This is a genomic window from Aeromonas dhakensis, assembly GCF_002285935.1.
In the GTDB taxonomy this organism is placed as follows: Bacteria; Pseudomonadota; Gammaproteobacteria; order Enterobacterales; family Aeromonadaceae; genus Aeromonas; species Aeromonas dhakensis.
Window position 1 is genome coordinate 2,987,711 of sequence record NZ_CP023141.1, and the last position, 13,618, is coordinate 3,001,328.

At 65.0% G+C, this 13,618-nt stretch carries 11 protein-coding genes; 2 read left to right on the forward strand and 9 right to left on the reverse strand.

Annotated elements, in window-relative coordinates:
• The first annotated feature begins 118 nt into the window (after nucleotides 1–118).
• Entirely contained in the window at nucleotides 119–556 is a 438-nt protein-coding gene (locus tag CK627_RS13985) for a GNAT family N-acetyltransferase (protein ID WP_095592648.1), read from the forward strand.
• Between the two features lie 18 nt (nucleotides 557–574).
• Nucleotides 575–1,384: a M90 family metallopeptidase gene (locus CK627_RS13990; RefSeq protein WP_095592649.1), complete on the forward strand. Its 810-nt coding sequence runs from the start codon at nucleotides 575–577 to the stop codon at nucleotides 1,382–1,384.
• An 82-nt stretch (nucleotides 1,385–1,466) separates the two neighbouring features.
• Here the strand turns inward: CK627_RS13990 and CK627_RS13995 are convergent, their stop codons facing one another.
• The 9 genes from CK627_RS13995 to CK627_RS14035 form a co-directional block, all read right to left on the reverse strand.
• Complete coding sequence (locus tag CK627_RS13995) at nucleotides 1,467–2,063, reverse strand: acetate uptake transporter (RefSeq protein ID WP_017764320.1); 597 nt, start codon at nucleotides 2,061–2,063, stop codon at nucleotides 1,467–1,469.
• 660 nt (nucleotides 2,064–2,723) lie between these two features.
• Nucleotides 2,724–5,624, reverse strand: a complete 2,901-nt coding sequence (locus CK627_RS14000; RefSeq protein WP_095593508.1) for a DUF748 domain-containing protein — start codon at nucleotides 5,622–5,624, stop codon at nucleotides 2,724–2,726.
• Nucleotides 5,625–5,672: 48 nt separating this feature from the next.
• On the reverse strand, nucleotides 5,673–6,434 hold the full coding sequence (locus tag CK627_RS14005; RefSeq protein ID WP_095592650.1) for a substrate-binding periplasmic protein: 762 nt from the start codon (nucleotides 6,432–6,434) through the stop codon (nucleotides 5,673–5,675).
• Between the two features lie 38 nt (nucleotides 6,435–6,472).
• Nucleotides 6,473–6,895 carry a MerR family transcriptional regulator gene (locus CK627_RS14010; RefSeq protein ID WP_005301493.1) on the reverse strand — a complete coding sequence of 141 codons (423 nt, stop codon included), beginning with the start codon at nucleotides 6,893–6,895 and terminating at the stop codon, nucleotides 6,473–6,475.
• 11 nt (nucleotides 6,896–6,906) lie between these two features.
• The gene (locus CK627_RS14015) at nucleotides 6,907–7,875 is read right to left on the reverse strand and encodes a hydroxymethylglutaryl-CoA lyase (protein WP_095592651.1); all 969 of its coding nucleotides are present in this window, start codon (nucleotides 7,873–7,875) and stop codon (nucleotides 6,907–6,909) included.
• A complete protein-coding gene (locus CK627_RS14020; RefSeq protein WP_095592652.1) occupies nucleotides 7,872–9,830 on the reverse strand; it encodes an acetyl/propionyl/methylcrotonyl-CoA carboxylase subunit alpha in 1,959 nt (652 codons plus the stop codon). The genes CK627_RS14015 and CK627_RS14020 overlap by 4 nt, the downstream gene beginning before the upstream one ends.
• A 109-nt stretch (nucleotides 9,831–9,939) precedes the next feature.
• The gene (locus CK627_RS14025; protein ID WP_095592653.1) at nucleotides 9,940–10,779 is read right to left on the reverse strand and encodes an enoyl-CoA hydratase-related protein; all 840 of its coding nucleotides are present in this window, start codon (nucleotides 10,777–10,779) and stop codon (nucleotides 9,940–9,942) included.
• Nucleotides 10,780–10,788: 9 nt separating this feature from the next.
• Entirely contained in the window at nucleotides 10,789–12,390 is a 1,602-nt protein-coding gene (locus tag CK627_RS14030) for a carboxyl transferase domain-containing protein (RefSeq protein WP_095592654.1), read from the reverse strand.
• On the reverse strand, nucleotides 12,387–13,535 hold the full coding sequence (locus tag CK627_RS14035; protein ID WP_095592655.1) for an isovaleryl-CoA dehydrogenase: 1,149 nt from the start codon (nucleotides 13,533–13,535) through the stop codon (nucleotides 12,387–12,389). The genes CK627_RS14030 and CK627_RS14035 overlap by 4 nt, the downstream gene beginning before the upstream one ends.
• Between the last annotated feature and the right edge of the window lie 83 nt (nucleotides 13,536–13,618).

A 13,618-nucleotide genomic window follows, 5' to 3' on the forward strand; every position in this document is an offset into this window, starting at 1 on the left:
GTGAATTGACATTAACAAATCGTGATGTGGTTGGACAAAATGCGGTGTCAACCCGGTATCATCTCCTCTTTCATCGGCATGCCCGTGGGGGAGAAGCAGAGCAAAATCGAGGCCAAGGATGCAAACAGAGAGAGAGACGGCGGTGATCCGCCCGGCCTGCGCCGGGGATGTGGCCGCCATGGCCGACTTGTTCGGCCAGCTGGGCTACCCGGTCAGCCCACAGGAGCTGGAGGACCGCTGGCTGATGCCGGATCCGGCCCGCGAGGTGCTGGTGGCCTGCCTGGATGAGAGGATCGCAGGCGTCTTGGTGTGGCACTGCCTGAACCCGCTGCACGTTGCACCAGAGTGGGGCCTGATCTCGGCGCTGGTTGTCGATGAGGGTGCAAGGGGAAGCGGAGTGGGGGCCGCCCTGTTGGCCGTGGCAGAGAGCCATGCACAGGCGCGGGGGTGCAGCCAGCTGGAGCTCTCCAGCAGCCTCAAGCGGGAAGGGGCCCATCGCTTCTATCTGGCGCAGGGGTATGTCGAGCGTCCGAAACGGTTTGTGAAAACAGTCTGATCAGCAAGAGGAGTCTGCGTGTTCTGGTCTCGCTTACGAAGTGTGTTTGGTGGTGCGTTCCGGCAAGATGAGCAGGGGCCGGATGCCCTGGAGTGGCAGCAGGCCCTGGCCGCAGTGCCCATTTTGCAGGGCTTTTCCCGGGAGGAGGAGCAGACCCTGATCGGGTTGGCGCAGCAGCTGCTGGCCCGCAAGACCCTCACCCAGATCGGGGTGACGCTTACCCCCCGCCAGCAGGCGGTGCTGGCCCTGCAGGCGGCGTTGCCCATTCTGCATCTGGGGCTCGACTGGTATCGGGGCTTTCACGAAATCATCCTGATCCCCGAGCCTGTGGTGCGCCGCCAGCAGGTACAGGACGAGTTCGGGCTGGTGAGCGAGGTGGAAGAGGAGAATGCCGGCGAATCCTGGCCCCAGGGGCCGCTGGTACTGGCCTGGAGCGAGCTACAGCAGGACGGTGACTGGGACGGCTTCAATCTGGTGATCCACGAGCTGACTCACAAGCTCGACATGTTGGGAGGGGAGGCCGACGGGGCGCCGCCGCTGCCGGCAGGCATGGATCCGCGCCAGTGGACGAGTGCGCTGCAGGCAGCATTCGATGCCATGCAGGCGCAGCTGGATCGCCATGAGCCTACCGCCATCGACCCTTACGCCGCCTCGCACCCGGCCGAGTTCTTTGCGGTGTGCAGCGAGTGCTTTTTTACCGATCCGCTGCGCCTGCGCGATACCTATCCGGCGGTGTACCAGCAGTTCACCCGCTTCTTCGGCCAGCAGCCGGCGACGCGTTTTCCGGCGACCCGACTGCTGGCGGGTGAGCCCGAGTATCACGGCTAGTCGGGTGAACCTGGCAAATCGCGCCCAACAAAAAGGCACCCCGCGGGGTGCCTTTTTCGTGACAGCTGTGTCGGCCGGGTGCTTAGGCAGCGGCTTTGAGCTGAACGGCGGCGGCTTTTTTGTGATCGCCGATCGGCAGCACGGTGCGGCCGAACTGCTCGTTGATCACGGTGGCCATGGCCAGGTAGATGGCGCTGGCGCCGCAGATGATGCCTTCGAAACCGGCGATGGTGCCGATCAGGGTGCTGCCGGTGAAGTCACGGGCGGCCAGCAGGAAGAACAGCACGGTCAGGGAGGCGAACACGAACTGCTTCACGCGCGGGTAGTTGACGGTCCCGATCAGCATGAACAGGGTGAACATGCCCCACATCAGCAGGTACCAGCCCATGTAGGCGTGCGGAGTGGCTTCGGCCAGACCCATGGTCGGCATCACCAGCAGGAACACCAGGCTCCACCAGAAGGTGCCGTAGGAGATGAAGGCAGTCACACCGAAGGTGTTGCCGCGCTTGTACTCCATGATACCGGCGATGATCTGGGCCAGACCGCCATAGCACAGGCCCATGGCCAGGATCATGGCGCTGATGGGGAAGAAACCTGCGTTATGGATGTTCAGCAGAATGGTGGTCATACCGAAACCCATCAGACCCAGAGGGGCAGGGTTGGCCAATTTTTCGCTCACGTGGCGTTCTCCAAAAATAGAGGTGGGGGTTGATAAAAGACGCGCGATTTTAGGCAGGCTCTTGGCCTCGGGCAAGAGGCGGAAGGGATGAAACAGTAAAAAAATAACGGAATCTTTTGCCAGGCTGACCATTCGTGCGATCCAGGTAGATGGCTGGTGAATGAATGGTGCGGACAAGGTTGAAAAGTTGTATTAAGTGGAACATTTCTGAAAGTTTCATACAGCTCGAGGCGATGGGCTGAGCCGCGCTGTCTACCGTATTTTCATCGCCAAGCCTGAGGACACCTGAGTCCAAAAAATATGCTCATATGCCATCAAGCAAGAGGCGTCAATGACCGGTTCAATACAAACGACCTGACTGCCTGTCCGCGGCTTCGGCATGGTTGAGCAAGGGGTATTGGCCGGGCGAGTGAGCTGACGAGGTGGATATCTGAAACAAAGGCTCAGGATGGGGGTGATAAAGTGTTGAACGCGAGCTTGGGTCCTGCAGTTGGCCTTATGCAGTGACGCAGATTGTTGCTGGATAGCCGAGAGAGCTGGCCGGATGAAGGGGGAAAGAAGGAACGCGGGGCATGTGTTTGGCAACAGGTCTCGAAAGGAGGGCTCAATCCCAAAGAAGAGGGGGAATGGCATCCCCCTCATCCTGCTGATGTCACCGGCTCAATCGTCCAGGGTCAGCACCACCTTGGCCTCCTTGTCGGCCTCCCTGACCTGGCTGTCCAGCACAAACAGCCGCTCCGGCGCGATCCCCTGGCGGTCTACCAGAAACTCCTTGGTGTTCTGGGCGCGGCGCATGGCCAGATTGCGCAGGGACTTGGCGGTGATGAGCTGCTGATCCCGCAGCAGGAGCACCGCCTGGGCGCGCAGGGCCGGACTCGCTTCATCGAGCTTCAGCCGATCGGCCAGCTCCCCGAGATCTTCGTTGAAGCGCGCCTCATAGGCCTCTGCCAGTGCCGATTGCATGGCGGGGTCCTGCTCCAGCAGATCGAGATCCACCGGGTTGCCGGTGATCTTGGCCAACACCCGCTCGAGCTTCTGGCGCTGCAATATGGGGCGCTCCTCGTTGAAGTTGACTTTGCCGCGAATGTTCATGCTGAGCTTGGGTCTGTCCTTGAGGGCCTGTGCCAGCTTGGTCAGCTTCTCCTGCTGGGTGGGGGTGAGATCCGGCTCACCAGGCAGGAAGGGCAGCTCGTCCAGATCCTCGCTGCCACCCGCCAGGGAGGCGAGCAGCGAGAAGGGGGAGGTGACCGCCTTGCGCAGGGTGTTGCCAAGCACGTCCCAGAAGATGTTGCCGAGGCTGAAGTCAGGCTGATCCAGATTGCCCTTTACCTTCAGGTTCATCTGGATGACGCCGTTGGCATCGCTCAGCAGGGCAACCGCCAGCCCCAGCGGCAGATCCTTGGCCTGCTCGCTCTTGACCTTTTCCCCCAGCTGCAGCTTCTTGATGGTGATGTCGTTGTCCCCCTCCAGCCGGTTGCCGTGCAACTGGTAGTTGAGCTTCATGGAGAGCTGGCCCTTGTCGATGGCGTAACCGGCGTAGGTGCTGGAGTAGGGGGTGAAGGTGGTGAGCTCCAGGTTGTTGAAGGTGACGGCCACGTCCAGCACCGGCTGCTCGATCAGCAGGTTGGTGCCGCCGCGAATGGTTACCGGGGCGTAGCGGTCCACCTTGCCGTTGAAGGCCAGCTCGGAGCGTTGGCCCGGGATGTTGCTGATGTGGCGACTCTGGCCACTGAGGGAGGCGATGTCCACCACGAATTCCGGGCTCAGGCTGCGATCGGCAAAGCGCAGGTTGCCCTGCTCGGTGCGCACCTGGGCGATGCTGACGCGAGGGGCCGGGCCGCTGCTGGCGGGCTTGGCCGTGGCCGGTTGCGGCAGCAGCAGTTGCTGCACGTTGGTGACCCTGTCCTCGTTGATCTCGATGCGGGCGAAGGGTTTGCGCAGCAGGATGTCGTCGATCTTCACCTGCTGGCTGATGCCGTCGTAGTGCAGGCCGCTCAGTTGCAGTTGCTCAATTTGCAGCAGGCGCTGGTTGTCGGCCCGATCCAGCACGTTGAGTCGATCGATATCGAGCCCGCCGCTCAGCTCCAGCTTGCTCAATGCCCCCTTGGCATCGGTGGCCAGCGCCAGCTTGGTGCGGCTGGCAAGCTGGCCGTCGCGCACACTGATGCGCAGCAGATCTTGCAGGTAGGGCTGGGCCCAGCTGAGCGGCAGACCCTGTTGTTTGATCTCGCCGTTGAGGCTGAATGGGGCGAGGGCGAGGTCGCCGTCAAAGTCCAGTTTTGCCTGGTTGTTGAGCGCCCCGCTCAAGGTGAGCGGGCTGCGCTGTCCGCTCTGACTGCCCAGCGGCCCCAGAGCCAGCGTCAGGGCGGAGAGCTCGCGCAGCAGCGGCTTGCCGCTGCTCGATTCGGTCAGCTTGAGCTGGCCCTGTTCGATGCGGGTCTGCTTGAGGCTCCAGCGCCAGGGTTTGGCAGGGGCGGCCGGTTTGGCGGCTTTACTGGTTTTGACCGGCGGCTGCGGGATCAGCAGGGTCGCCAGATCCAGCTGCTGGTTGGCATCGAGCACGGCACTGACGGTCGGGGCCTTGAGCGTCACCCGGTCGATCTGCAGCGCCTGCTTGTTGCCGTCGAGCTCGATGCCGGTCAGCGCCAGCTGCTTGAAGCGGGCAAATTCGCCGCCCTTGCGGCGCTGAAGCTGCCAGTCATTGAGGGTCAGCTTGCCCTTGGAGAGTTGCCAGCCCAGCCCCTGCTTGCCCTCGGCTATCTGGTAGGCAAGCTCGGCGTTGGCCTCGCCCCTGGCAAGCTTGATATCGAGATAGGGGGCCCAGAGCGGGGCGAAGGGGGCGAGGGCCAGTTTGCCCAGGCTGATCTTACCCTTGCCGGCGCCGCTCATGATGTCGAGCTCGCCGCTCGCCTTGAGTGGACTCTGCTTATTGAGGGTGGCTCCGAGCACGAAAGGGTTGGCGCGGCCCAGGGCGGTGGAGAAGGTCGGCAATTGCAGGTCGAGCCCGCTCAGGGTCAGGGTGGGCACCCAGCCGGGGCTGCTCTGCTTGCGGCTGTCCTGATAGGTGATGTGACCCTGCTCGGCCGCCAGCCGGTTGATCTGCACCAGCAGTGGGGCGCCGCTGTCGGTGGTCGCGGCGTCACCCGGTGCGAGCAGGCTGGCCAGCGCCTCGGTCAGGTTGAAGCGAGCGTCTTGGCCGTGATCCGCCAGTCGCACCAGATTGACCGTCGGCTTGACCAGCAGTGCCTCATCGAGGATCAGGGCGCGCTGGCGCCAGCTTTCCCCTATCAGGGGGGTGAGCTGCAAGCGATCGAAGGCGACGAGGGGCTGTTGCTGGTCATCGAACAGGGTGGTGGGGCCGATGGCGAGGGAGGGGTGGCGCAGGCCGACGTCTATCTCCCCCAGGGTCAGGTGCAGACCGTAGTGTTTGGCCAGCCAGGCCGGCAGGTGGCGCTGGGTGAGGGTGGGGGTTTGCCATAACAGAATGAGCAGAGAACAGAGCAGGGCGGCGCAGAAGTAGAGAGCGTAGCGCAGCAGGCGGGCACGCAGGGGCTTGGGCATGAGGGTCTCCAATTGATGCGCATAGGGTAACAAACTTTCAGGTCATTATCATGGTGCCACTTGATTCTGTACGCCGTACCTTGTCCAGAGGCTTGCCAGTTTTCCGCTCTTTTCAAGCGCATCCAGCCACAACTCCAGCTGCTGCACCGAGACTCTGCTATCCGGGCTGAGCAGGGCTCGCAGCGCGTATTGCTGATCCCATTTGTCAGATCGCAACAGTCGCGCGGCCTGTTCCGGCTGTTCTTGCTCGAACTGGTTGAGGTAGGAGAGGTTGATGATGGCCACCTCGCCGCGCCCCTTGAACAGCCCCTGCAGGGCGCTGACGTTGTCCTTGACCAAGGTGATGTTGAAGCGTCGCTTCATGTTGCCCGGTGTCGCGTCGAAGTCGGCGATGCCGTAGTGATAGCCGCTGACCCCGATCAGCTGGCGTCGCTCCAGATGATCAAAGAAGGATTGATCCCGCCCCGGCGCCTTGAGCGCAACATAGATCTCCCCACCCAGCAGCAGCGGACGGGTCATCAGCACCTCATCGGCATGCCAGTCCCAATGGATGTCTTCAAACAGGATCAGGGAGAAACGACCGAGGGCCAGCGCCTGGTAGCGGTGAGTGGCGGAGGTGGGCACGAAGACGAAACGCACGTCCCGCTGGATGTCGTTGAGCTGGGTGATAAGATCCAGGGTCAGGCCGTGATAGCCGTCGTTTGCATCCTTGATCACAAAGGGGGCATAGGGGTAGCCGCCGACCCGGATCACAGGGTGGCCCCATGCCACGCAGCAGAGCAGCAGCAACAACCAGCACCAGCGTTTCATCGGGGCTCCCGGGAGGGGGTAAATAACCCCAGATTCGGTTAATCTGCGCCAGTTTTCAAGCCGTTAAGGGAATTTACGCAGCGCTGCTCGGCCGCCTCCAGCTCGGCCATCACCATCTGGATATCCTCCAGCTGCTGGCGCAGGGAGTGGCGCTTGGTTTCGATGAGCTGGATCATGGAGTTGAGCTGGGTCTTGCTGGAGCGGTCGGTGTCATACATGTCGAACAGCTCGCGGATCTCCGCCAGGCTGAAGCCGAGGCGCTTGCCGCGCAGGGTCAGCTTGAGGCGGATCTTGTCCTTGTGACTGTAGATGCGGGTCTGCCCCTCCCGGGTCGGGGTGATGAGCCCCTCGTCCTCGTAGTAGCGGATGGTGCGCGGGGTGATGTCAAACTCGTGAGCCAGCTCGGAGATGCTGTAGGTCACCTCCTTGCCGGCGAGTCCGTGGGCGAGGGTATTGGGCATGGCGGGGCTCCTTAGTGCGGGGATGAGTGCGGGGATGGCTGGCACAGCCGCGTGCGCAGCCGCTCGGCGTTGGCGTGCAAGGCCCGGCCGACCCGCGAGCCGTTGGGGCGGCCGAGCTGCTCGCTCACCCACTGGCCGGTAGCGGCCAGCTTGTCGAGATCGACGCCTGTGCTCATGCCAAGGCCGTGCAGCAGATAGACCACCTCCTCCGAGGCGACGTTGCCGGAGGCGCCGGGGGCATAGGGGCAGCCGCCGAGCCCGGCCACCGAGCTGTCGATGGTGCGGATGCCGCGCTCCAGCGCCGGCAGCAGGTTGGCCAGCCCCTGGCCATAGGTGTCGTGAAAATGGACCGCCAGCCGGCCGGCCGGGATCTCGTGCAGCACCGCATCCAGCATGGGGGCCACGGTGCCCGGGGTGCCGACGCCTATGGTGTCGCCGAGCGATATCTCGTGGCAGCCCAGATCCAGCAGTCGCTCGGCCATGGCGGCGACCCGCTTGGGCCGGGTCGGGCCGTCGAACGGACAGGCGATGACGGTGGAGAGGTAGCCGCGCACCTTGATGCCGAGGCGGCGTGCCTCCTGCACCAGGGGGGCGAAGCGCACCAGCGACTCCTCCACGCTGATGCCGATGTTGGCCCGGGTAAAGCCGTCCGAGCAGGCGGTGAAGAGGCCTATCTCGTCGGCGCGGGCGGCGATGGCGGCCTGCAGCCCCTGCAGATTGGGCACCAGGGCGCCGTAACGGGTTGCAACCTTGCGCGGCAGGGCGTCGAACAGTGCGGCGGAATCCGCCATCTGCGGCACCTTTTTGGGCGACACGAAGGCGCCCACCTCGATGCGCTGCAGCCCGCTCTCGGCCAGCCGGGCGATGAGCTCCAGCCTCTGCACCAGCGAGAGGGTCGCGGCTTCATTTTGCAGGCCGTCCCGCGGCCCCATCTCCACCAGGCTGACCTTGTCGTCCCGGTTTTCCTGTGCTCGGTTCATGAGCGCACCTCCTGCTCGGTCTGCTCTTCGGCAAAGCGCACCAGCACGGCGCCCTGACTCACCTGTTCGCCCTGGCGGCACTGCAGCGCTTCGATCACCCCATCCCGGTCGGCCTTGAGGACGTGCTCCATCTTCATCGCCTCCAGCACCAGCAGGGGTTGCCCCTTGCTGACCGGCTGGCCGGCCTCGACCTGCAGCGCCACCACTATGCCGTGCATGGGGGCCAGGATGCCGGCGCCCACCTGGTGATCATGGTGCAGCTGATGATGCTGATCATCGGCCGAGAAGCGGATGCGCCTGCCCGCCAGTTGCAGCAGATAGTCGCCCTCGCCGAGGGACTGCAGCGGGTAGCGTTGCCAGTTGCCGGCCTGCTGCAGGCGAATATGATCCGGCCCAAGCTCGAAGGGGATCTGCTCGCCCTGCCAGAGCAGGGCGCCTGCCCGCTCGGTGAGGGTCAACACGCGGGCCTCCTCGTCGATGCGCACCGCTGCGCTGAAGCTGCGGGTGGGGCCGAGCCGAAAGCCTGTTGCCTGCTGCCAGGGGGAGGCATCGCGCTGGCGACTGGCGAGCCAGAGGGCGGCGAGCGGCCAGGCGATCGCCGGGACGGGCAGGGTGTCGGTGGGAATGGGCCACTGGGTGTGGTGGCGCATCGCCAGCACCTCGGGCTCTTCGCACAGGCGCAGCAAGAGCGGGCCGTTGTGCACCAAGGGGCCGAGTTCCAGCGCCGCCAGCGCGTCGGCCAGGGTGGCAAAGGCCTCGCTGCGGCTCGGTGCATGGGCGATCAGCTTGGCGATCATGGGGTCGTAATAGGGGCTCACCGCATCGCCGGCGCCGACGCCGGTATCGATGCGCACTCCCTTGGGCCAGCTGAGCCACTGGATGGGGCCGCTAGCGGGCAGAAAACCGGCGGCCACGTCCTCGGCGTAGAGGCGCGCCTCCACCGCGTGGCCGCGCAGCACCACTTCATCCTGGATGAGCGGCAGCGGCTTGCCTTCAGCCACCGCCAGCTGCCAGGCCACCAGATCCTGGCCGGTGATGGCCTCGGTGACCGGGTGCTCTACCTGCAGCCGGGTGTTCATCTCCATGAAGAAGAACTCCTCCCCGCACAGCAGAAATTCGATGGTGCCGGCTCCTCGATACTTGATGGCACGGGCGGCGGCGACGGCCGCCTCGCCCATGGCACGGCGCAGCGCCGGAGGAATGTCGGGGGCGGGGGCCTCCTCGATCACCTTCTGGTGGCGGCGCTGCAACGAGCAGTCCCGGTCCCCCAGATAGATGGCGTTGCCGAGGGTATCGGCAAACACCTGCACCTCCACGTGGCGGGCGCAGGCGAGATAGCGCTCCAGCAGCACATGGTCGTCACCGAAGGCAGAACTTGCCTCCCGCTTGACCGCCGCCAGGGCGTCGTCAAAGTCGGCCAGCTGATCGACCCGGCGCATCCCCTTGCCACCGCCGCCACTGGCCGCCTTGATAAGGAGCGGAAAGCCCACCTGGCTCGCCTGATCGCGCAAAAACTCCGGGTGCTGATCCGCGCCGTGATAACCGGGCAGCACCGGCACGCCGGCGGCCTGCATCAGCGCTTTGGCGCCGGACTTGTCGCCCATGGCGAGGATGGCGGCGCCGCTTGGGCCGATGAAGCGCAAGCCCCGCTGCTCGCAGGCGGCGGCAAAGTCGCTGTTCTCGGAGAGAAAACCGTAGCCCGGGTGGATGGCGTCGGCGTTCGCCAGCTGGGCGATACGCAGTACCTTGCCGGTGTCGAGGTAGCTCTCCCGGGCGGGGGCCGGCCCCAGATGCCAGGCTTCGTCGGCTTCGCGCACATGCATGGCGCTGGCGTCGGCGTCCGAGTAGAGGGCGATGGTGTGAATGCCGAGGCGCCGGGCGGTCTTGATGATCCGCACGGCGATTTCGCCACGATTGGCGATCAGCAGACGCTTAATTGGAGCGTGATGGGTCATGCTGGCTCCCTGTCGTTCAAGGCGCACAAGTGCGAAGCGTGTTGATCCACACGCCAGTTATATTGACCACAGCTGGCGATCAGCAGGTGCTTGATGGGGTGGTATTGAGTCATGTCTCATCCTTGAAACGGGGACGCCAGCTGGGGGAGCGTTTGTCGAAGAAGGCTTGCATCCCCTCCTGGGCTTCGAGACCGACCCGTACCCGGGCGATGGTCTCGACGGTTTTCTCTTCGTGCAGGCTGGCGCTGTGGCTCTCGAGGGCGGCCAGCAGCCGCTTGGTCTCTTTCATCGCCTCTGGCCCGTTGCGGCACAGACGCAGGGCCTGCGCGCGTCCTTCGGCCAGCAGCTGATCCGGCGGGCAGCGCCGGTGCGCCACGTTGAGGCGGCAGGCAGTGACCGCATCGAACGGGTCGGCGCTGAGCATCAGGGCACGGGCCTGGCGCATTCCCATGGCGCGCACCACGTAGGGGCTGATCACCGCAGGCACCAGCCCGAGGCTCACCTCGGAGAGGCAGAAGCGAGCGTCATCGGCGGCCAGCACCAGATCGCAGGCACAGACCAGGCCAAGCGCTCCGCCATAGGCGGCCCCCTGCACCAGCGCCACCGTGGGGAAAGGAAGCTCGTCCAGGGTTTGCATCAACCGGGCCAGTACCCGGGCGTCTTCCCGGTTGTGCTCGAAATCGGCATGGGCCTGGTTGCGCATCCAGTTAAGATCGGCGCCGGCGCAAAAATGCTTGCCCTCGGCCCGCAGCAGCAAGGCGTGGGGGCGGTCGGCGAGGGCCTGGCCGTGGGTGTGGGCCAGCTCGTCGAGGCAGTCGAGCAGCCCCAGCATGAGGTCGGCGTCGAAGGCGTTGTGGCGGGCCGGGCGCGACAGCACCAGCTCGGCCAGCGGGCCGTGTCGCTCCAGCCGAAAACCGGGCTGGACGTCGTGACTGAATGGATCGGACATGTGAACTCCTTACATCCGGAAGATGCCGTACTGTTCCGGGCCTGTCTCGGCCCCCTGACAGGCCGCCAGCGCCAACGCCAGCACGGTGCGACTCTGGGCCGGGTCGATGACGCCGTCATCCCACAACCGAGCGCTGGCGTAATAGGGGTGGCCCTGACGCTCGTACTGCTCGATCACCGGGGCGCGGATGGCGGCCGCCTCCTGCTCGCTCAGGCTCTTGCCCTCGGCGGTCAGCTTGTCCCGGCGCACCTGCACCAGCACTCCGGCCGCCTGCTCGCCGCCCATGACGGAGATACGGCTGTTGGGCCAGCTGAACAGAAAATCGGGGTCGTAGGCACGCCCGCACATGCCGTAGTTGCCGGCGCCAAAGCTGCCGCCGACGACCAGGGTGATCTTGGGCACCCGGCTGCAGGCCACCGCGGTGACCAGCTTGGCGCCGTGCTTGGCGATCCCTTCGCGCTCGGCTTGGCTTCCCACCATAAAGCCGGTGATGTTTTGCAAAAAGATCAGCGGGATGGCGCGCCGGTTGCAAAGCTGGATGAAGTGGGCCCCCTTCTGGGCGCTGTCGCTGTGCAGCACCCCGTTGTTGGCGAGGATCCCCACCGGCATGCCGCAGATCCGGGCAAAACCGGTCACCAGGGTGGTGCCGAACAGCGCCTTGAATTCGTCAAAGTCAGAGCCATCCACCAGTCGGGCGATCAGCTCCCGTGCGTCATAGGGGCGCTTGAGGCTGGTGCCCACCAGGCCGTAAAGCTCCTCGATGGGGTAGCAGGGGGGCTCGTAGCCGGGGTTGGTCTCTACCGGCTCATTGCCCAAGTGGGTCACCAGAGTGCGGGCGATGGCCAGGGCATGGGCATCGTCGCGGGCCATGTGATCCGCCACCCCGGAGTGGGCGCAGTGAACCTCGGCGCCGCCCAGGGCCTCGGCGCTGATCTCCTCGCCGGTGGCCGCCTTGACCAGCGGCGGGCCCGCCAGAAAGATGGTGGCCTGCTCCCTGACCATGATGGATTCGTCCGCCATGGCGGGCACGTAGGCACCACCGGCGGTGCAGAGCCCCATCACCACCGCCAGCTGCGGGATGTTCTGGGCCGACATGCGGGCCTGGTTGTAGAAGATGCGGCCAAAGTGATCCCGGTCGGGGAACACCTCGTCCTGCATCGGCAAGAAGGCGCCGCCGGAATCCACCAGATAGAGGCAGGGGAGGCGCAGCCGCTCAGCGATGGCTTGGGCACGCAGGTGCTTTTTCACCGTGAGCGGGTAGTAGGTGCCGCCCTTCACGGTGGCGTCATTCACCACCAGCATGCACAGGCGCCCAGAGACCCGGCCGATACCGGTGAGGATGCCGGCGGCGGGCACCGGCTCGTCATAGACCTGCCAGCCGGCCAGCGCCGAGAGCTCGAGAAAGGGGGAGCCCGGGTCTAACAACTGGTTGATGCGCTCGCGGGGCAGCAGCTTGCCGCGGGCCTGATGGCGGGCGTTGTTGGCCGCGCCGCCGCCCAAGGCTATCTCCTCCAGGCGGGCATTGAGATCGTCGACCAGGGCCTGCATGGCGGCCTGATTGGCTTCGTAGTCGGGACTGGCGGTGTCGAGACGGGAGTGGATCCTGCTCATGCATTATCCCCCATCAGCTCGCGACCGATGAGCCAGCGGCGGATCTCCGAGGTGCCGGCGCCTATCTCGTAGAGCTTGGCGTCCCGCAGCAGGCGGCCGGTGGGGTATTCGTTGATGTAGCCGTTGCCGCCGAGCAGCTGGATGGCATCGAGCGCCATTTGGGTGGCGTTTTCGGCGGCAAACAGGATGGCGGCGGCACAATCCTTGCGGCTGGTGCGGCCCTGATCGCAGGCGCTCGCCACCGAATAGACCAGCGCCCGGCTGCTGGCGAGGCGGGTATACATGTCGGCAAGCTTGCCCTGCACCAGCTGGAACTCACCGATGGCCTGGCCGAACTGCTTGCGCTCGCGCACATAGGGCAGCACCACGTCCATGCAGGCCTGCATGATGCCGAGCGGGCCGGCCGCCAGCACCACTCGCTCGTAATCGAGCCCGCTCATCAACACCTTGACCCCGCCGTGCAGGGGGCCCAGCAGGTTTTCCTGCGGCACCCGGCAGTTGTCGAACACCAGCTCGCAGGTGCTGGAGCCGCGCATGCCGAGCTTGTCGAGCTTCTGGGCGGTGGAAAAACCTGGGGTCCCCGCCTCGACGATAAAGGCAGAAATCCCTTTGGGCCCAGCGGCGGGATCCGTCTTGGCATAGATGACGAAGGTGTCGGCATCGGGCCCGTTGGTGATCCACATCTTGTTGCCGTTCAGCACGAAGTGATCCCCCTCGCGCACCGCAGTGAGGCGCATGCTCACCACGTCGGAGCCGGCGCCTGGCTCGCTCATGGCGAGCGCCCCCACATGCTCGCCGCCCACCAGCGGCGGCAGGTAGCGCGCTTTCTGCGCCGCCGTGCCGTGGCGGTGGATCTGGTTGATGCAGAGGTTGGAGTGGGCGCCGTAGGAGAGGCCGACCGAGGCGCTGGCGCGGCTCACCTGCTCCATCACCAGCACGTGGGCCAGATAGCCGAGGCTCACCCCGTCATACTCCTCCGCCACCGTGATGCCGTGCAGCCCCAGCTCACCCATCCGGGGCCAGAGATCGCGGGGGAAGATGTTGCTCTGATCGATGTCGCCGGCCCGCGGCGCGATCACTTTCTGGCAGAAGGCCTCGACCTGCTCGGTCAGGGCGCACAGGGTCTCGTCCATCACTGCATGCATCCTTGCTCTCCTCATATGAAGGGGGTGACAGCCTGGCGGCCGAGCTGAAACAGGGGGCCAAACTGGTCAGTCCATTTGTGATT